Source organism: Pseudovibrio sp. Tun.PSC04-5.I4 (assembly GCF_900104145.1).
Taxonomy (GTDB): Bacteria; Pseudomonadota; Alphaproteobacteria; order Rhizobiales; family Stappiaceae; genus Pseudovibrio.
On sequence record NZ_FNLB01000006.1, the window covers coordinates 1,389,158 to 1,405,632 of the forward strand.

The following is a 16,475-nucleotide window of genomic DNA, read 5'->3' on the forward strand; positions in this document are numbered from 1 at the left end:
CAGTTGTTTAATATAGGGACTTCAAACCTAATCATCCAGTTCCAAGTCCCCAAGCTGGGAGCCGAAGAGCGCTAGACGGTCCATTTCCTTTTGCGTCAACGCAATATCTAAATGGATCAAGCCCCCTTCAATATAGATCTCGCAGTGTTGGGCCATGAAATCCAAAATCACATTCAGCATAGTGTCACCTTTTAATATTCTTCAGTATTATTCGGAGCTTAGGCAGCAACTATTTGCAACCTTTAGGTGTCATGCAAGCGGAATATGTAAATATTTAAGGGCTTGACCTCGAAGAGGTAACGCTCTGATAAAAATAGCTTCTTTGGATATGTCGCGCTAGAGGATAGCGGGAAGAAAACCAAAGTAGCGCTTATTTATGATAGAGTGTTTAGGTAGTAGCCGGCGTGAGGATTCTTGAAAATCCAGTTGTTTTGGATTTAGTATCTAAAATCAACTGAATTTAACTTACCTATAGTTGCCAGCTAAATACATCACTCTCCAAAGTTTAAGATGTACTCGGGGTTCTCTCTAAGTCCTCGTTCAATTTCTTCTTCGTATGTCTCTTCCCACACTTCCATGTCATAGACCGCAAACGTGAACCTGTTGCCGGGAATGATTCTGTCTGGCCGCTCACCCGAGTCCTTTATGCAAAGGCAATGAGCAAGCTTGCCTTCGATACTCTCAACTTCAATTTCAGTACCGGAAGAAAGGTAGGCAGAGGGCAGAGAGATAGACATGGGCGCATGGTGCCCTCGGGTTCCAGACCTTCCCGCTTAAGCTGGACTTCCTTCCGAGCGCGTGAATGCGCGCTGATGCAAATAGGCACTAAAAGCTTTTCACCGATTGATACAGGCATGATGAGAACTCCTTTTGGAAGGGCACTCTACCTCAAGATTCGGTTGAGAACAAAAAAGAAACATCTGTTGGTAATCTGTTGGCGATTTCAGACAAAAAGTCCCGGAACTCCGGTGAAACCACCCAAAACAGCCACGCTTTGTTCCCATTTAGACAACAAAAAACCCGCCGAGGTGGCGGGCTGTTTTGTCTTAACTATCAAATAGTTAAGTGGCGGAGGGGGTGAGATTCCTCATGAAATTACACTCGTAACACCAATGTCAATATAATGCTTTAACAACAGTATGTTATATGATTGCGCCTCTGATATAAAACTCTCGAGACTTACAAATGTTATGTATTTTGTTATGTAGTAATTGTAGGCGAACTAGGATACGCCACAACATCTCAAATCAACAATACTGAGTATGAGACGACTCGCAAACTGCCCAATAATAACATCGCTTGCCCTTCCGATTGGGAGATTATCTATTTTTCGTTTGACACTAGCTCCCTTTCTTACATAACATTTTGCATAACAAACTACATAACGATCATGTGGGATGGGTTGGAAAATGAGCTTCACATTAAGCCGCGGCGTCTACTATTTTGTGAAGCGTGTTCCCAAGCGCTATGCTTCGGTTGAACCGCGATCACGTATCCAGCTCTCTCTTAAAACTCGAAGCCCAGACGTTGCGAAAAAGAAAGCTATTGTCGTGGAGGAGCGGCTCTTCGCTTATTGGGAAGCTCTTTTGGTGAGCAACGATACGCTGGCGCAATCTCATTATGACGCTGCTCTGAATTTTGCAGCTGCGCACGGTTTTACCTATCTATCCGTTGAGGAGATGGTGGAACAGCCTGTCACAAGATTGCTCAGTCGTGTTGAGGCGGTGCCGGAATATGGTTTAACCAAGGCAAACTCTGCTGCTGTGGTGGGCTTGCTCGGAGGTGCTGAAAAGCCGGCGCTGAAAATCTCAAAGGTCTTTGAGGAATATCTGGATCTCACTCCTGATTTGCGCGTTGGTATGAGTGATGATCAGGTGCGCAAATGGAAAAATCCAAAGCTAAAGGCGATCAATAATTTCATAGCGGTGGTTGGCGATAAGAACATTCGTGAGATTACTCGGGATGATGGTTTGAGGCTTCGTCAATGGTGGATGGATCGAACACTTGATGAGGAGATCAAGCCCGGAACCGCGAACAAGGACTTCACTCACCTGTCTAAGATCTTCTCAACTTGGTGCGACCTGAAGCATGAGAAACTAGAGAATCCATTCTTGCGATTGCGGTTGGCGGAAAATGACCTGCAGGCTAACCGGCCTTCATTCTCGCGGGACTGGACGCAAACAAAACTGCTTGCGCCTAACGCGTTTGGTTCAACCAACGAAGAAGCTGTTCTGATTTTCAAGGTGCTGATCAATACCGGCCTGAGACCTTCAGAACTTGTGGGGGCTAAGCTTGAACATTTTATGCTTGATCATGAGGTTCCACACGTCAAGATCGAAGAATATAGGGATGGTCCGGTTCGGCGGAAACTCAAAACCAAGTGGTCAGCACGCGAGGTTCCTCTCGTTGGAGTATCTTTAGAGGCGGCGCAGCGGCTGGTCGATATTGGTGGTGTGAAGAACTACTATCTCAAAGCAGATAGGTGGAGCGCTACCATCAATAAAGAGATGTTGGAACATAAGCTCAAGGAATCGGATCGTCATACCGCGTACTCGCTGCGGCATTCCTTTGAGGATAACATGCTTGAGGCTGGCGTTGATCATCGCTTACGGGTTGAGCTGATGGGGCACTCTTATGAAAGACCCAAGTATGGAGAGGGTGGCAGCTTGGAGCTGAAGCAAAAAGCAATAGAGAGTTTTGCTTTTTATTCGCCAGCCGCAATTCTTAGAGCCAACTGAAGGTCGTCTTCTTTCTCTTGGAACTCCTCAATCTCTTTTTTAAAGCGCTGGAACAACGGCAAGTATTGTTCATTGCCTGCAGCAATGATGATTGCCAGCTTCTTTTGGGCTGCGAGGAGGCGCTCCAGTGTCACCTCCTTTTGCTCATCGGATTGAGGGAGAAGGTGTGAGACTGAAGTCGCTTTAGGTGCCGTTCTCTTACGGCGTGGGGCGACGTCCATTGGATGTGTTCCTGTACGATTTTACTGGTGTCAGTTGGTCTGGTTACAGATTGGGCATGAGATACCGCGCTTGCCGTAGGTGACAGTTGGACAATCAACCCAACCAGAGTCCCAATCGCATCTGCTGCACTCGAAGTGAGCAATCGGGGAACCATCTGGTGCGCTCCCAGCATCAATTACATGAGCCTTAAAAACTCGCGACTTGCTCTGCTTAGGTGGGAAGTCAAAAAGTGTTTCCTGCATGATTTTCACCTCTCAGGACTTAAGTCGAAATTGCGATTAGGAGCTTTTCAAGCAGGTTTGATGTGCGATCACGCAGGGCATCCGGCATGTGCTCATTGACCTGCTTTGCTAGGCCACTGGGGGCATTAACTGCTATGGCGCTGAGTACCTCTGCCAAAGCTTCGGGTTTGGAGGTTAAACTGATGCCGATATGAATGGGATTGACGTCTGTTTCCAGTCTCATGGTGTGCTCCTGTTTTCGCCAAAGAGAGTGAAGGGCAGAGGAGCTGTTACAATCCAGAGATGATACATGTTTGCTCCGTCAACGATCTCTCCCTTGGGTGGATAGACCTCTACAGCGGTGGCCTCTGGTCCGGCGAGTTCATCCTTGATGCGTTGCATTTCAGGCCAGGATGGGCGGATACCTGAAAGAGACGTTATTGCAAGATGACGAACGCCAGTTGCGAGGGTTCGGTCGAGTACGCTGAAGACCTTGTTTTTGTGAGCCTGAGCAAAGTCGGCTGCCCAGCTGCGGCCTATTGAGCCCTTTTGGAATTCAATAAGTTCCCATGCTCCCCACCTTCCAACCTTTCGATTGGTTCTCTCGTGTTTGAGGATCCGGGTTTGCTCATTTCTGGAAAGGCTGGATGCAGATAAGGCATTTGTCATTATGAAGCGTCCTTTACTGCACCGGACTGGTAAGCCAGCACAACTGCGGCGGCATCCCATGCGAGGTTGATTTGCTCAGTGTTTGAAAGGTCTTCAAAAGCTTGCTCAGGGTTTGAGCGAACGAGTTGCCAGTACACTCTTGCAGCGGGTTTTAGAGCTTTTGGGTCTAGCTCTTCAATGTCCAGCGACCCTTTGCCATTACAGCGTTCGCAGGAGCTAATAGATAAACCCCAGTGGTCTGTTGTGCCGTATCCGTTACAGGAGATGCAGTTCATTCCTCGCCCTCCTGTTGCAGGGAGCTGCCGTATCGCACTGGCTGGTTACCAAGCAGGCAGATTTGCCACATCCTCATCAGGTTCACGCAGCAGATCAGCGGCAAGAAGACTGGGTTATAGGGCATTGCTTACCTCACGTGGTCTGGTGCGGCATGATGTGGGTTGAGAGAGGTTATTTTCCTTGCAATGATCCTTGATTGCGCCTCGGACACATGGTTCTGAATATTGCGTGTGGATTGCAATTGTGGGCACAGACCAGCCAAGCTTGCTTGCCAGTTCATAGAAGAGCTGTTTGCGTGCTGATATTGCTGCCGGGATGTTGCAATGCGTCCTGAAGATTGCATCGAGCGATGCTCCGTTTTGCACCTTGACCTTGAGCACAATGTCTTGTGCTTCCAACGGCATTTCAAAAAACACAGGGCACATTGCTCTCTGCTTTTCCTCCTGTTTGGGGGCGGGGAAAGCAGCGGGCAGGCCTTTGGCAGAGGAATAGAGTGCTGCGACATAACGCGCGGAAACACCGTAAATATACGCGATCTTTGTGAAGCTCATGCCGTGGCGAACGCGTGCTAAAATGGCCTGATCCGAGGAAATCATTGTCATGCTGTGACCTCATAGGAAATGCACTCAGGGAGGTTGGCTTCAACAATTGCTTTGGCGACTGGTGGGCAAACGCTGTTGCCACATTTTGCCGTCTGCTCTGTCTTTGGAAAAGGCTTGCCGTTGTAGTCGAAGCTGATGCGGTAATCATCTGGAAAGCCTTGCGCTCTATAGAGTTCCGCCGGTGTGAGCATGCGCATGCCAATGTCTGTTATGATGTAAGGCTCACCACCGACATCAACGGTAACAACTCCATGTCGATCTTTGGTGGTAACTGTGCCGATTGGGAGGTTTGCTTCCTGACCGATACTGGAGCCATAGTAAGAGGTGAGGAAAGTTCGGACTTCGCAAAGTCGACTGCTGCTGAGTGCCCGCAATGGTGCGTTGATGGGATGCTCTTCGACGCTATTCCCCAAAAGCCTTACTAGATGGCTCGTGACCAAATTTTGCTGAGTGGCTCTGGAAGTTATTGTCGAAAGGGGCGTGTCTGCTGCTCGGCCTACGACATCGAAGTTATGCTGAGCCAGAAACGTTGCCACTAGTGCAGACTTACCGCTTCCCTGCGTCATGACTGTGCCGAGGGGCTTCTCAACTGATGCACCTGTTGAATTTGTGAACTGTCGGTCTATGCAGGGGATCACAAGGGCTCTGCAGCCACCTTTCTCAGTCTTTATCGTGCTGAGCGGCTTAGTTAATGGTTCCAGGCTCCCTCCGTGACTCATGTTGAGAATGAAAGGTTCAGGCGCTGTGACAACAAATTTTTTGATACCGGCGGCGATCCGTTTCAGCGTATTTTCAGCTAACGGCTTCTTGCGTTCAAAAATTGATGGGCAAGGAATAGACCAGTCAATGCAGTCTGCTGCGGTCTTCCACGGCAATAGTTTGCCGGCTTTGACTTCTTCGCCACCGGGGTCTCCGTGGGTAGGTGCGGGCCAGCGGATAATCTTACGATCGCGGCGAGCGATCATAAACAATCTTTTACGGATGGTTGGGGCGCCATAATCGCAGGCCCTCAAAATTCGAAATTCGAGATTGTAGCCCAATTTATTGAGGGCAGCTTTCCACGCATCAAAATCTTCCCACCCCTGGAATTCAGGAACGTTCTCCAGAATGATGATACGTGGGCGCTTAGATCCTAACTTCTGGCTGAAATTGACCACAGACCAAGCAAGCATGCGCACTGATTTTGATGTTGGTTTGCTACCCCGCGCTCGTGAGAAATGCCTGCAATCTGGAGAAGCCCACAGCAGACCTACAGGGCGTCCATTCGTGTAGGCCATGAGATCAACTTCCCACACACTCTCCGGCAAATGGATGGTATCCGGGTGGTTCTGTGCGTGCATTGCGAGGGCCTTCACACAATGATTGATCGCAATATCTGGAGAATGCCCCAAAGCCATCTCAATACCTGTTGAGGCTCCGCCGCCGCCCGCAAAGGCGTCAATGATGAGCTCTTGCCCTCGTGTGGGGATCTGATCGAGCGGCATATTCATGTGATCGAATAGCGGTGCTTTGGGCACACTGATGGTTTGAACTGACATTGCAATACCCTGAGTTAACGGCTGGAAGTCTGATCAAAAGAGGCGATCTGGGAGGCGACGAAACTTGAAGGAATGCTCTGCTGTTTGGCTTCGATTACTGTGTCATCGAGAGCAGGTGCCAAATGGAGAAGGCCGATACCCAAAGCAACCAGAACCGCCAGTTTCATTGCCTCGCTAAAGAGGAACAGAGGCACGTTGCAGTGATCACTAAATACGTCATTATCAATGCTATTCATGGGTCTGTTCCTCAGGGTAGAAACTCAAACTCAATGCGGTTTACGGACTGTGTAGGGTCAACACGGTAATGCTGCACCAGCATGTGCACGAAGTTGTCAGGGCTCATGTCTGGGAAGCCTTCACGTGCGCAATCTTCTTGGGTGATTGCATTCAAAGGCTCACTGCGCACGCTCAGAATTTTGACCTGGCAGAGGTGCTTGATCTTCTCGCCCTTGCGCAGCCCCATGGTTTTTTCAACGACGTTGACCACCTCTCCAGCTTTCAGGAAGTTCCAACCGAAGCGGCGGGTTACTGTCTTGGTCTGCTTTCGCATTTGCTGGGTGGTCATGGAGAAGGACATGTTGCGTGGCATTATGCGCTCCTAAGTACGGCCCATTTGCTGCAAGAGTTTTGTGAGGCCTACTTGGGCGTCATCAAGGGTCTCGCGCAGGGCGTAGATGCGGTTTGCAATGGGTGCGGCTTTGTCGGGTGAGAGCTTGATCATTTCGCGCAAGTCATCGCGGGCAAAGCAGATATCTGAATGTGCTTCGGAGGAGATAATCAGTGCTTCTTCACCAATTTCCGCCGCAGACTTTACGACACGGAGAGGGCAGAGCTTTCGAGATGCGGGAAACTGGATGACTTGAGCACTAGGCATTATTTGTCTCCAAACATGTGGTTGAGCTTGAAAGAAGAAAGGTTAGGAAGAGATTTTCTCTTCCTCCCTATTGGCGGAACTTTCGAAGGCGTTCACCATGACGTTTTCTGTTACCTTTTTGACTATTGCGCTGCCAGCGCGGACAGCCAAAGTAACCTTGTCTGTGTCTGCTACGGGTGAGTGCTGGATTTGATCCGCGAGGTTATCAATTCCGGGTTGAAGGTTGAGGCGTGTTGCTTGCACTTGCTTGTCGTCTCTCTGGGAAGTCATCTCACTCAACCTCTGCTTTTTCTAAATTTGAAACTGCTACGACTGCCTGCTGGGGAATTCCAGCTTTATCGATGTAGTCAACAAGCACAGCCGCTAGAGCTGTCTCTCGACCCACGATGCCAATGTTGTGGCCAAGATCCACCGGGGGTGTTGCCCGAAAGCGGATGACTGTGCCTGCGGGGAAACGGGTTTTCTCACTCCGATAAACTCGAAGGGTTTTGATTACTTCAATGTCGTTCATGGTATTCAACTCACACAAAATACGTCTCGAAAATATGCGCTGAGTATATTTCATTGTCAACACTCAAAGCATTAAAAATACCCGTTGTGTAGAAAATTTGGTAGATTTGCCGAATTTGTAACAATGCCGATTGTTGGATTTCGTAAGTAATTTCGTTAGGTTTTGTGTGGATATCTGCTTTTTGTTGAAGTTGGGGTCTTTGGAGATGACAAAAATGGTAGCGCGGATAGTGCTTTATCAAGCAGCAGCACGACTAATTCGTGAGTTTCAGGAAGCGGGAATGGTAGTAGTGCAGGGGGAGTCATTCTCTGCGGTGCAGGATTTCTTGCCGGAGAGTAAAGGCGGGTTAACGCCACACTTTGCGCACGGGATCAATGGGCAGGGGAGTGAGAATGTGGCCTGGATTGGGTTAAGGCGAGGAGATGATGAGCACTTCTGCGGGTTTGCGGGAGTGCGCTTAGAGCCGATGCAAGGTCTGGCGTTGAGTGATTTTTTAGCTACTTATTGGTGTTTGCGCTATGCGGATGTAGAAGGTTTGCCCGTGCGGGCAACTGCTGATCAGCCTGAGATTACAAAGCGGATTGTTGGACGCGTTGGGTATCTTGGCGATCTATGGATACGGCCTGATATGCGTAAAGTAGGTAACGCGCGAAAGCTAATGGAGTTGGCTCAAATCTTGGCTTTTGATCTTTGGCGTCTTGATTGGCTTTATTGTTGGATGCGGCCAAGCGATTTCTTAAACGGTAATGCTGCGCGTTGGGGCTGGTTGATTGGGCAATGTGACGGCATTCGCTTTAAATCCCCTCCGAAAGATTTTCCTGAGGGTTTAGCCTTTTGCGCAAATCCATCATATGCACTAAGTCAGCTTATAGCGGACATCGCAGAGCGAGATTAGTTATAAGTTTCTTTCGTAAATACAACTAGTTGATATATTCCTGCCCGTGATTGTACGGGTAGGATCAGCCTACAATACTCCCTGTAGTCATTCTGACATCTGAGATTTGCCCCAATAACTTCGAAAACAGGTCTGTTGGATTGAAAGGCCTTCCAGTAGCTGCTTGCGACAAGTCGCCTGTAGGTTGGCGGCATCGCACTTCGTGCTTTGGTTGGCTGTAGTGCCCAATCTTCACCAAAGGCATGTTTTGCAAAGCTGTCGTGACCAATCATGAGGATTTCGGGGCTGTCCGCTGGACATGCGGGTGGGGCCATTAACAGTAGTTTGCGGGCATATTCGATGAACCGATGCGACAACCGTCCATTTGAGGTGTCCCATATGTGCAAAAGTTGTGCACCTGTTGTGCTTAACTTCTCTAGATTGAGCGGTGTTGCTGGACGCCTTTCTGTGTATTCACGCAACTTCCTGCTCCAATATCTGCTGTTTGTAAGCCACCAGAAGCGTAGGGCGGAACTGGTTGATGAGTTCTTGTTGTTGTGGTTCGCTGAGGATTTCTATGTCTGCGCAATTGAAAAGATTAAGACACATCATCTTTAGGCTAGGTAGGAGATCTAGCTCTTTGGTTGTGCTGAGGACGTCATCAAGCTCTTCCTGTGGCGTGAGGCGTTGATAGTGCGGTACAAGTGATAGTGCGCTTTTGGTTTCCATAATAGTCTCTCTCCGGGTACTTATGGTATGAGCGCATAATCGATCTTTAAGACAGTAACTATCAGTTAAAAATTATCACCTGTTGTTCTTTTTATTCTTTGCAGCGTTATAAATATTTTCAACTATAATTGATAAATCTCTAATGCTGCCTTTTCCGTCAAGTATTTGCTCTTCAAGTCTTATTCCCTCTTCAATTGACTTTAAGAATAGTTCCAAGTCAAGTTTATCTACTTCTGGGCGATTGGATTTATTAGTCATTTCCCCGAGTAAGCTGTGTGCGGTTGTCTCAGTTTGACTGTCTCTGTCAGCTATATCGGCATCTTCTCCATATAGCAGGAATTGCGGTGTTGTTTTGAAGCGGCGGGCATAGTGCGCAGCATCATCATGATTGAAAGCGCGAGACCCATTTTCATGGCTCGCATAGGTGCTGTTGTTGACGCCAAGGGATTTGGCGGCAGCAGTTGCTGTTTTGAAGCCTGCGCTGAAGCGGGCTTGTCTGAGGCGTTCATTCGGTTTCATGGCTACACAATGCCAATCAGTTTTATGCTTTGGGTGTTGACTTTCGACTATGCGTGAGGCATTAAAAATACACATATCGAGTAAATAATATACCCACGGGATTTTATAACGATGCTAAATCCTAAATATATTCGTGATGAAGCAGGTCTAACTCAGCTTGAAATGTCCAAAGCAATAGGGTGCTCTCAGGCTCATATCTCTCGTATTGAGAAGTCGGGATTTGAAGAGCTCTCTGGTCTATTCCGTCGTTCATATGAACTATTCGTATTGGAGCGGATGGTAGGTGCCATTGTTGATGGAAGACAAGGGCCTCCCTGCCGTCAACCCTAGTTGACGGCCATTAGCGGCACTGTGTAACGGTGCGCACAGCGCTACTCTATTCGCTTTAAAGTCCTTAAAAGGTGCCTGAAATGATTTACTTATCAGTTTTGGATTATCTTTCTAGGAACTCCTCAACTAGCTTCTTAGCTCGCTCTTCATCATGTGCCTTATCCCCCACCTGGGCGCGAACATTATTAAAATATCTCACATTAATAGTGTCATCATCACTCATGCTGGCTGTTCCTTTCCTGCCAGTGTGCGCAGAGAGCTTTGCTATGTTGGCGCATCCGGCAAGGCTCTCTGCATCTCTTTGCGATGATGATTGCAACACGCAATCGGCTGAGCGTCGATCTGCGGGATCAGTTGGGAGGGATGTTGCATGACCTCTCCTAAAACCATCCATATTGGTGATTTGCCCTGTGAAATCCGGTTGGGTGATGTGCTCGACCGGTTGCGCGAGATGCCTGATGACAGCGTCGATTGCGTTGTTACCTCACCACCATACTGGGGCCTGAGGGATTACGGCGTTGAAGGGCAGTTGGGACTTGAGCCAACGCTCAAAGAGCATATCGACAAGATGGTTGAGGTGTTTGCTGAAGTTCGGCGGGTGTTGAAGCCAGAAGGTACCTGCTGGATCAATTACGGCGACTGCTACGCAACAACGCCTGCAGGGCATAAAGCAGATGCTGATGGGCGGATCCGAACCGGAAAAGATGACCGAACCTTCACGCAAAAACCTTTCTCGACAATTCAAGGCAGCTTGAAGCCGAAAGACCTCTGCATGGTGCCCAACCGACTGGCAATTGCGCTGCAAGATGCGGGCTGGTGGGTGCGCGGTGAGATCATTTGGGCAAAGCCTAATCCAATGCCTGAAAGCATTCGTGACAGGCCTGCAAGTGCTCATGAGAAAATCTGGCTTGTTACCAAATCGGCTCGCTATTTCTACGATGCTTCTGTGGTCCGGCAGAGGCGCGTTGGTAGCGAAGATGCGAATGGTTTTCGAGGTGGTTCCTACACGGGTGGCACTGCTGGAAAACGCAAGAACCTAGGAAACAAGCGTGTATCAGACAAGCTGCGCGGGCACCGCCAGCAACATGCCGGTTTTAACAACCGCTGGGACCATATGACCAAGGAAGAGCAGCAAGCGAACGGGCGAAATCTTCGTAACTTTGAACCTGCTCCACTTGAAGTTTGGAATGTGGCAACGCGGCCATTTCCCGGGGCTCATTTTGCAACCTTCCCGCCAGAGTTGGCGCAGCGGTGTATTAAGGCGGGTTGCCCAAGAGGCGGCGTTGTCCTCGATCCGTTTGGCGGGGCTGGCACAACTGGCCTTGTCGCGCTGCGTCTTGGCAGACAGGCGATCCTGATTGAACTCAATCCAGACTACGCAGCGATAGCGCAGGAGCGCATCGCGCAAGATTGGATGGGGCCTGAAGAACTGAAATCACAACAAGCAGCGACTGATTTGGATGCTGGTCCGCTGTTCTCCCGAACTGAGCCAACGGAGGTTTGTAATGCATGAAATTCAAACTCTCACAGAATGGCGGCGTGAGTTTTCGCGGTGCCATCTGCCTTCCAGCACCAATTTGGTGTTGCACGCAATCAGCCTGTTTGCGGCGGGCGTTGGCGAAGTTTGCTCGCCTTCGGTTCGTGATCTTGCCGAGCACACCAGCCTGAGCACGCCGATTGTGACCAAGCATCTAAGAAATGCCGAGCGCTGCGGGTGGTTGGGAATTCGCAAGTATGGCCCATTGGGAGAGAAGCTGAAGCGAAACGAGTACATGCCCAAGCTTCCAGAGATGGAAGTGGAGGGCTGGACATGAGCGAAGTCCGAAAGGCCTGGAGCTGGCGTCAGGCCTTCTGCAAGTCTGATCTTCAGGGGCCGACAAGAGCTGTATTGCAAGCCATGAGCATGTTCATGAATGCGGTTGGCGAGAGTTGTTACCCGTCCATAGAGGACTTGGTGGAGTACAGCGGCTACAGCAAGAACGCAGTTTTGAAGCATATCGACATAGCAAAAGAGGCTGGTTGGATTGAGGTCTCGCAGCATGGCTTTCGAGGGCAAAGATGGAAGCGCCAAGAGTATGTCGCGCGGTGGCCAGAGCGTGATTTAGACGCTCCCAGCACATCTGAGCGTATGGTCAAAAATGCTGAGTTTGAGAAAAAAGGCGGTGCACCTCCTGCACCAGCTCCCTCAAAAAAGGTGGTGCACGAGGTGGATGAAGGTGGTGCACGTGGTGGACCTAAGGCGGTGCACGAGGTGGACCAAGATAAGAACAGTCCATTTAACAATCCAATACCAGTCCAAGGGAGAGAGTGCGCGCGTGAACTTGGAAATGATAAAAATGACAATAGCGGCACTGTCACTCACGAAACGTGGGTTCGAAGGCTGAAAAGAGCTCATGCGAGGTGGCCAACATTTGTGAGCGACAGCTCGGATACAGCTGAGAAAGCTTGGTTTGGATTAAGCGGTGGTGATCGGGAAAAGGCTGGGGAACTGGTTGGTGCCTATGTCAAACACGCCAAATCCGAGGGGCGCAAGAAGTTCTGCGCATTTGCGGTTTATCTCTCAGAAAAGCGCTGGGAGAAGCTTCCAGAAGTGGCTGGGAGTAGCGGCGGTTCTGTTGAGGTTGCTAAGCCTTACGGCAAGCTTTGGGGTGTTTATCGGTTTGCTGATCTGTTGCAACCAGCCTATGGGAAATTCTCCAAACCAACTCCGTTCATTGAGGGAATTCTGCGTGGCGGCGGCGAAGATGCGCGGCTGGAAAAGCTCCGGCGGTTGGCGCTCTATGGCTGGCCTCGGGTGGTGGACATGCACAATCAGGCCTCCCGCCGAGGTAGCGGCATTACCGTGAAGGGCAAACTGGCACCACTTGCTGATGAGTTTGCAGCGGTGCGGGTTGGCAGTGATGTTTGGCAAGCCTGGAAGCGGCTTCACGAAGAACGCGGCTGGCCTTGGTTTGGGCCTGATCGCGATCTGCCTGATTGGGCGTACATGCCCAAGCCGCTTGCCGGGGAATTCCCATCACCGCTTGAGGCTGTGAGCGCGGCATTGGCGAGCTTTGAGGCTGCACATGCTCGGCTTACGGGTGAGAGAACGACGAAACAGGAGGCGGCTGAATGAAGATGACTGCGCCCAATGCCGGGAATAAAGCTCTCGAGCAGGACTACATGCTGCTACGAGCCCTGATGACTAAATCATCGCTTGAATGGATTGTGGTGCAAACCAATCCAAACTGTGAGGATCGAGCACACGCAAGCATCACTGCCACGGGTGCGATTGCCTACTTGCCGAAGATACCTGCGATACGAAAAGTGAAGCGATCTGGCAAAGTTATTGACGTCAGTGGCCCAATGTTTCCGCGCTATCTGTTTGTTGGTTTAGACCGTAATGAGAGGGGGAGCTGTGATCAGGTGCGGTCCTGCGACGGTGTGGAAAAGATATTGGCATGCTCCCAGAAGCAGGCTCCGCACCGTGTACCTCTGGCTGAGATGCTTCGTATTCTGGAAACCGCCTGTGAAGCTCAGGTCGGTAAAAAGCCCACGACCGGTCAGCTCTTCAGCGTGGGAAGTGATATCCTGCTTGTGGCTGGAGTTGGGGCTACACTCAAGGGTGTGGTGAGCGAGCTTAGAGCGGGAGGACAAACGCTGAAGGTAGAGCTGAAAGCGTTTGGCCGAACCACAACGGCAATTGTGCCAGCTGATAAAGTGGAACTTCGTTAACCATCAGTGTTGATCAGTTTTACCTGACGAAGGCATGGCGTGCGCTGGCCCACGATATGAAGCAGCTTTACAGCTATCGTGTGAGACCAGCGGTGCTGATTTCTGACCGCATCATTGAGCGCCGTGATAGCGGGGCAGGGACTGGAACCGGCGAACATCCAGTGCGCGTGTGCATCGGGTGTTATAACCGGAAAACAACCCAAGCGCAGGGCTCCCGTAGCTGACACTCTGACCTGCTCAGATGCGGGGGGGTGGGTCAAAAGTCCGGGGGGATCGAATGTTTTACCGGACCCCAATTCACGGAGAGATTTTTTTTGTCCGCCTTTGAATTTGAACTGTTAGGCGACACAATACCTGAGGGCTTCGGAGGGCGAGGGCGGTCATCTCACAAGCTCAATTATGAAAACAGTATATTTATCAATATGTTAATGGCGTCAGGAAAACTCAAAGTGAAATTTCTTCAGCTTTGGGGGTCACTGAGCCGACGTTGTGCAAGAATTGTTTTCGTCAGCTGGAAGTCAAGGATGATGCGGGGGCGCGGGTGGAAGCCAAGTGTCTGGGCAAGCTGATGGAGCTGGTCGAGGCTGGCAATGTTGCAATCGGCATGAACCACGCGCAACAGTTTCCTACCAAGGGCAGTGAACCCAAACTACACCAGTATCGCGAAGCGATTGAGTGATGTGATTGATTAGACGCGCCGGAATTGTCTATGTGGGCGAACAGCTGAACTTTGAGCATTTCCACCAATGATTGAGACAATTCTTTTGGAAGTTACTGCAGACGCTTTCCCGAGTACTTTTCGGTTGACCTATGCGCTCATTGTGGCTGGATGTGCCACGGGCTCGTCGAGCCATTACAGTCATACGTGATGCCATCGGCCTTCGCGAGTGCTGCAAGTCGCTTGTGACCTACAGCAGCCGTACGACCCAACACGGGCCTGAGATTTCTGGAATGTTATTTCAATTTCTGATTGTGTTTGCACCAATAAATCCTGTGAAGGATAATGGCGTTGCAGTTAAATGCTCTAAAAGCAAACCCGAACAGGGAAAGTGTTTATTGCACCTGCTAAATGCCAGTAGCGCAAATGGATGTCTTAGGCACAGAACAAAGCAGCTGCTGTCGTTTAAACGACCCATAGTATACAACGCGTTTTCCTTAACTCACACGGTTCCAGAACGATGTTTTCCGTCCGTGTTGTTGCTTCAGTCTGGATGCAAAAGCTTCGTGCGTTTCGTGCCCTTGAAAATCGCTGATCACTGTTGCCAAGCCATTGCATTCCATGAAGTGGTTGGCGCAATGCTTGTAACGTGAGCTGCGCCCATATTCGAGGCTGAAATCAATCATCTTGCGAAGTATCAAACTTGCTGCAAGAGGACTTTTGGCAGAGAGTTTTTCCGCGCAAGGTGTAAGGATCTGATAGATGTCACCATCAAGGTCTTCATAGCGTCTAAGCACCAATTCCTTAGCTTTGTCCATGGCCTTCCAGCTGACGAGAAATGCAAGAGCCGCGTGTACATTCTCAACGGTGAAGGCATAGTCAATTGCTTTAAGTTCAGCATCAACATCCTCAAACTCCGGTAGATTATCGAGATAATCACGCAAATGGGGTGATGAGAGTGTATCCTCAAAATATTGCCACCGCATTCCCTGAGCCTCTTCCCGCCGACCGAGCGTTTGCAATGCGCAAATGCGAGTATCAGTCCACTCCTCCAACTGATTGATCCAGGTGACCTGACGTGCAGATTCAATATCGGCTCCATCCAGGAACTCGAGCGCTTTTTCAGGGTCATTTGCTACAAGAAAGCGCTGAGCGATCCGTGCTGCCATCTGTGGAACTTTCTTTTGTTCCTCAGTAAACTGCGCGGTGAAGCCGTCAAGGTCGCCGAGCAGGTCAGCAATTTCGGTTAAAGTGGACTTTACGGTAAGATTAATACCATAGGTTTTGTAGTCACGATCAGAGCTGGAGTTAAATGGCACAACCACTCTGTCGCTTTCTTCAGAAGGAGCCATAAGTGACTCCTTGAGTTCAATCATTCGGGCCTTGATGTGCTCCAGGCCAGTTGTTCCAAGAACAGGAGCAAGGCCGCGCAAAAGCGGATCATATTGTCCATAGCCATTGTCACACAGGGCACTGAAAGTATTGTCAGCAAGGGCGGCGGTTGGAACTTTGGCCTTTATCGCCATCGCAATCAGTTCTTCCACTGCATCATGGAAAATGCCAGTCACTGTCCCGCTTGAATCATCGCAACGCGCGAATATGCTGTCAGCAAGCTCGACAAAACGCCAGAGCAATTCCAACGCGGTTTCCGGGTCATACTTTCCAACGATATTGGTGATTGCATTGCACTGCGTTTGCAAGTCTTTAACAAGCTTGTGTCGGTTTTCCCAGTTCACGAAAGTGTCGGAACGCTGTATCGTCGAAAGCCGCTTGCGCACTTCCTTTGCTGCATCAGCCGGGCTTAACGCGCCCGCAAGCTCCAGCCGCAATTGTCGTTTTGCCTCTGCATTTCCAGTGCTTACTTCAATCAAAAGCTGGGCCAGACGTTCGGCTCCAAGCGCTTCCAGATTTTTTGCATTAAGTGTTTTTTTGGAAGCCATGTGCAGAACCTTGAAAATGATGGGTATCGCCGAGAAATCGAAGTTGATCAGACACTAATC

25 protein-coding genes are annotated in these 16,475 nt (G+C 49.8%); 8 read left to right on the top strand and 17 right to left on the bottom strand.

Annotated elements, in window-relative coordinates; all coding sequences use genetic code 11:
* Positions 1–27 precede the first annotated feature (27 nt).
* The gene (locus BLS62_RS31045) at positions 28–180 is read right to left on the bottom strand and encodes a hypothetical protein (protein ID WP_159436529.1); all 153 of its coding nucleotides are present in this window, start codon (positions 178–180) and stop codon (positions 28–30) included.
* A gap of 311 nt (positions 181–491) precedes the next feature.
* Complete coding sequence (locus BLS62_RS11495; protein ID WP_093180726.1) at positions 492–737, bottom strand: hypothetical protein; 246 nt, start codon at positions 735–737, stop codon at positions 492–494.
* A 672-nt stretch (positions 738–1,409) separates the two neighbouring features.
* Between BLS62_RS11495 and BLS62_RS11500 the strand changes: the two genes are divergently transcribed.
* Entirely contained in the window at positions 1,410–2,738 is a 1,329-nt protein-coding gene (locus BLS62_RS11500) for a DUF6538 domain-containing protein (protein WP_159436530.1), read from the top strand.
* Here the strand turns inward: BLS62_RS11500 and BLS62_RS11505 are convergent.
* From BLS62_RS11505 to BLS62_RS11560, 11 genes are all read right to left on the bottom strand, one after another.
* Entirely contained in the window at positions 2,705–2,959 is a 255-nt protein-coding gene (locus BLS62_RS11505; RefSeq protein ID WP_093180731.1) for a hypothetical protein, read from the bottom strand. The genes BLS62_RS11500 and BLS62_RS11505 overlap by 34 nt on opposite strands.
* A 262-nt stretch (positions 2,960–3,221) precedes the next feature.
* The gene (locus BLS62_RS11515) at positions 3,222–3,425 is read right to left on the bottom strand and encodes a hypothetical protein (RefSeq protein ID WP_093180737.1); all 204 of its coding nucleotides are present in this window, start codon (positions 3,423–3,425) and stop codon (positions 3,222–3,224) included.
* On the bottom strand, positions 3,422–3,850 hold the full coding sequence (locus BLS62_RS11520) for a DUF7694 domain-containing protein (RefSeq protein ID WP_093180740.1): 429 nt from the start codon (positions 3,848–3,850) through the stop codon (positions 3,422–3,424). Before BLS62_RS11520 ends, BLS62_RS11515 begins: the two co-directional genes overlap by 4 nt.
* Positions 3,850–4,125 (bottom strand): hypothetical protein, encoded by a 276-nt coding sequence (locus BLS62_RS11525; protein WP_093180743.1) that lies wholly within the window; start codon positions 4,123–4,125, stop codon positions 3,850–3,852. Before BLS62_RS11525 ends, BLS62_RS11520 begins: the two co-directional genes overlap by 1 nt.
* A gap of 114 nt (positions 4,126–4,239) precedes the next feature.
* Complete coding sequence (locus BLS62_RS11530; protein WP_093180745.1) at positions 4,240–4,728, bottom strand: hypothetical protein; 489 nt, start codon at positions 4,726–4,728, stop codon at positions 4,240–4,242.
* Positions 4,725–6,266 (bottom strand): DNA cytosine methyltransferase, encoded by a 1,542-nt coding sequence (locus BLS62_RS11535; RefSeq protein WP_244283578.1) that lies wholly within the window; start codon positions 6,264–6,266, stop codon positions 4,725–4,727. Before BLS62_RS11535 ends, BLS62_RS11530 begins: the two co-directional genes overlap by 4 nt.
* Before the next feature lie 14 nt (positions 6,267–6,280).
* Entirely contained in the window at positions 6,281–6,502 is a 222-nt protein-coding gene (locus BLS62_RS11540; protein WP_093180748.1) for a hypothetical protein, read from the bottom strand.
* 11 nt (positions 6,503–6,513) lie between these two features.
* Entirely contained in the window at positions 6,514–6,855 is a 342-nt protein-coding gene (locus BLS62_RS11545) for an ASCH domain-containing protein (protein ID WP_093180751.1), read from the bottom strand.
* A 9-nt stretch (positions 6,856–6,864) separates the two neighbouring features.
* On the bottom strand, positions 6,865–7,140 hold the full coding sequence (locus tag BLS62_RS11550; protein ID WP_093180753.1) for a hypothetical protein: 276 nt from the start codon (positions 7,138–7,140) through the stop codon (positions 6,865–6,867).
* Positions 7,141–7,182: 42 nt separating this feature from the next.
* Positions 7,183–7,410 (bottom strand): hypothetical protein, encoded by a 228-nt coding sequence (locus BLS62_RS11555; RefSeq protein WP_093180756.1) that lies wholly within the window; start codon positions 7,408–7,410, stop codon positions 7,183–7,185.
* 1 nt (position 7,411) lies between these two features.
* Entirely contained in the window at positions 7,412–7,651 is a 240-nt protein-coding gene (locus BLS62_RS11560; protein ID WP_093180758.1) for a hypothetical protein, read from the bottom strand.
* Positions 7,652–7,865: 214 nt separating this feature from the next.
* Here BLS62_RS11560 and BLS62_RS11565 point away from each other — a divergent pair, with 214 nt between their 5' ends.
* Positions 7,866–8,546 carry a GNAT family N-acetyltransferase gene (locus BLS62_RS11565; protein WP_093180761.1) on the top strand — a complete coding sequence of 227 codons (681 nt, stop codon included), beginning with the start codon at positions 7,866–7,868 and terminating at the stop codon, positions 8,544–8,546.
* 453 nt (positions 8,547–8,999) lie between these two features.
* Here the strand turns inward: BLS62_RS11565 and BLS62_RS11575 are convergent, their stop codons facing one another.
* Both BLS62_RS11575 and BLS62_RS11580 read right to left on the bottom strand, forming a co-directional pair.
* On the bottom strand, positions 9,000–9,254 hold the full coding sequence (locus BLS62_RS11575) for a hypothetical protein (RefSeq protein ID WP_093180767.1): 255 nt from the start codon (positions 9,252–9,254) through the stop codon (positions 9,000–9,002).
* Positions 9,255–9,329: 75 nt separating this feature from the next.
* Positions 9,330–9,773 carry a helix-turn-helix domain-containing protein gene (locus BLS62_RS11580; RefSeq protein ID WP_093180770.1) on the bottom strand — a complete coding sequence of 148 codons (444 nt, stop codon included), beginning with the start codon at positions 9,771–9,773 and terminating at the stop codon, positions 9,330–9,332.
* A gap of 111 nt (positions 9,774–9,884) precedes the next feature.
* On the opposite strand from BLS62_RS11580, the gene BLS62_RS11585 reads away from it, so the two are divergent.
* The 5 genes from BLS62_RS11585 to BLS62_RS11605 all read left to right on the top strand — a co-directional run bounded on the left by BLS62_RS11585 (position 9,885) and on the right by BLS62_RS11605 (position 13,817).
* Entirely contained in the window at positions 9,885–10,103 is a 219-nt protein-coding gene (locus BLS62_RS11585; protein WP_093180772.1) for a helix-turn-helix domain-containing protein, read from the top strand.
* 370 nt (positions 10,104–10,473) lie between these two features.
* A complete protein-coding gene (locus BLS62_RS11590) occupies positions 10,474–11,616 on the top strand; it encodes a DNA-methyltransferase (protein ID WP_093180775.1) in 1,143 nt (380 codons plus the stop codon).
* Positions 11,609–11,917: a helix-turn-helix domain-containing protein gene (locus BLS62_RS11595; RefSeq protein ID WP_159436531.1), complete on the top strand. Its 309-nt coding sequence runs from the start codon at positions 11,609–11,611 to the stop codon at positions 11,915–11,917. The genes BLS62_RS11590 and BLS62_RS11595 overlap by 8 nt, the downstream gene beginning before the upstream one ends.
* Positions 11,914–13,218 (top strand): helix-turn-helix domain-containing protein, encoded by a 1,305-nt coding sequence (locus BLS62_RS11600; protein WP_093180781.1) that lies wholly within the window; start codon positions 11,914–11,916, stop codon positions 13,216–13,218. The genes BLS62_RS11595 and BLS62_RS11600 overlap by 4 nt, the downstream gene beginning before the upstream one ends.
* Positions 13,215–13,817, top strand: a complete 603-nt coding sequence (locus tag BLS62_RS11605; RefSeq protein WP_093180784.1) for a transcription termination/antitermination protein NusG — start codon at positions 13,215–13,217, stop codon at positions 13,815–13,817. Before BLS62_RS11600 ends, BLS62_RS11605 begins: the two co-directional genes overlap by 4 nt.
* On the opposite strand, the gene BLS62_RS30765 is transcribed toward BLS62_RS11605, so the two are convergent.
* Complete coding sequence (locus BLS62_RS30765; protein ID WP_143521548.1) at positions 13,814–14,044, bottom strand: hypothetical protein; 231 nt, start codon at positions 14,042–14,044, stop codon at positions 13,814–13,816. The genes BLS62_RS11605 and BLS62_RS30765 overlap by 4 nt on opposite strands.
* 260 nt (positions 14,045–14,304) lie before the next feature.
* On the opposite strand from BLS62_RS30765, the gene BLS62_RS11610 reads away from it, so the two are divergent.
* Positions 14,305–14,496 (top strand): hypothetical protein, encoded by a 192-nt coding sequence (locus BLS62_RS11610; RefSeq protein ID WP_143521549.1) that lies wholly within the window; start codon positions 14,305–14,307, stop codon positions 14,494–14,496.
* Between the two features lie 476 nt (positions 14,497–14,972).
* Here BLS62_RS11610 and BLS62_RS11615 read toward each other — a convergent pair whose 3' ends face one another.
* Positions 14,973–16,415 carry a DUF6880 family protein gene (locus BLS62_RS11615; protein WP_093180790.1) on the bottom strand — a complete coding sequence of 481 codons (1,443 nt, stop codon included), beginning with the start codon at positions 16,413–16,415 and terminating at the stop codon, positions 14,973–14,975.
* Between the last annotated feature and the right edge of the window lie 60 nt (positions 16,416–16,475).

Bases quoted from the DNA above. Each gene is read 5' to 3' on its own strand.
- BLS62_RS31045 (WP_159436529.1), bottom strand. From the start codon at position 180: ATGCTGAATGTGATTTTGGATTTCATGGCCCAACACTGCGAGATCTAT.
- BLS62_RS11495 (WP_093180726.1), bottom strand. From the start codon at position 737: ATGTCTATCTCTCTGCCCTCTGCCTACCTTTCTTCCGGTACTGAAATT.
- BLS62_RS11500 (WP_159436530.1), top strand. From the start codon at position 1,410: ATGAGCTTCACATTAAGCCGCGGCGTCTACTATTTTGTGAAGCGTGTT.
- BLS62_RS11505 (WP_093180731.1), bottom strand. From the start codon at position 2,959: ATGGACGTCGCCCCACGCCGTAAGAGAACGGCACCTAAAGCGACTTCA.
- BLS62_RS11515 (WP_093180737.1), bottom strand. From the start codon at position 3,425: ATGAGACTGGAAACAGACGTCAATCCCATTCATATCGGCATCAGTTTA.
- BLS62_RS11520 (WP_093180740.1), bottom strand. From the start codon at position 3,850: ATGACAAATGCCTTATCTGCATCCAGCCTTTCCAGAAATGAGCAAACC.
- BLS62_RS11525 (WP_093180743.1), bottom strand. From the start codon at position 4,125: ATGAACTGCATCTCCTGTAACGGATACGGCACAACAGACCACTGGGGT.
- BLS62_RS11530 (WP_093180745.1), bottom strand. From the start codon at position 4,728: ATGACAATGATTTCCTCGGATCAGGCCATTTTAGCACGCGTTCGCCAC.
- BLS62_RS11535 (WP_244283578.1), bottom strand. From the start codon at position 6,266: ATGTCAGTTCAAACCATCAGTGTGCCCAAAGCACCGCTATTCGATCAC.
- BLS62_RS11540 (WP_093180748.1), bottom strand. From the start codon at position 6,502: ATGAATAGCATTGATAATGACGTATTTAGTGATCACTGCAACGTGCCT.
- BLS62_RS11545 (WP_093180751.1), bottom strand. From the start codon at position 6,855: ATGCCACGCAACATGTCCTTCTCCATGACCACCCAGCAAATGCGAAAG.
- BLS62_RS11550 (WP_093180753.1), bottom strand. From the start codon at position 7,140: ATGCCTAGTGCTCAAGTCATCCAGTTTCCCGCATCTCGAAAGCTCTGC.
- BLS62_RS11555 (WP_093180756.1), bottom strand. From the start codon at position 7,410: ATGACTTCCCAGAGAGACGACAAGCAAGTGCAAGCAACACGCCTCAAC.
- BLS62_RS11560 (WP_093180758.1), bottom strand. From the start codon at position 7,651: ATGAACGACATTGAAGTAATCAAAACCCTTCGAGTTTATCGGAGTGAG.
- BLS62_RS11565 (WP_093180761.1), top strand. From the start codon at position 7,866: ATGGTAGCGCGGATAGTGCTTTATCAAGCAGCAGCACGACTAATTCGT.
- BLS62_RS11575 (WP_093180767.1), bottom strand. From the start codon at position 9,254: ATGGAAACCAAAAGCGCACTATCACTTGTACCGCACTATCAACGCCTC.
- BLS62_RS11580 (WP_093180770.1), bottom strand. From the start codon at position 9,773: ATGAAACCGAATGAACGCCTCAGACAAGCCCGCTTCAGCGCAGGCTTC.
- BLS62_RS11585 (WP_093180772.1), top strand. From the start codon at position 9,885: ATGCTAAATCCTAAATATATTCGTGATGAAGCAGGTCTAACTCAGCTT.
- BLS62_RS11590 (WP_093180775.1), top strand. From the start codon at position 10,474: ATGACCTCTCCTAAAACCATCCATATTGGTGATTTGCCCTGTGAAATC.
- BLS62_RS11595 (WP_159436531.1), top strand. From the start codon at position 11,609: ATGCATGAAATTCAAACTCTCACAGAATGGCGGCGTGAGTTTTCGCGG.
- BLS62_RS11600 (WP_093180781.1), top strand. From the start codon at position 11,914: ATGAGCGAAGTCCGAAAGGCCTGGAGCTGGCGTCAGGCCTTCTGCAAG.
- BLS62_RS11605 (WP_093180784.1), top strand. From the start codon at position 13,215: ATGAAGATGACTGCGCCCAATGCCGGGAATAAAGCTCTCGAGCAGGAC.
- BLS62_RS11615 (WP_093180790.1), bottom strand. From the start codon at position 16,415: ATGGCTTCCAAAAAAACACTTAATGCAAAAAATCTGGAAGCGCTTGGA.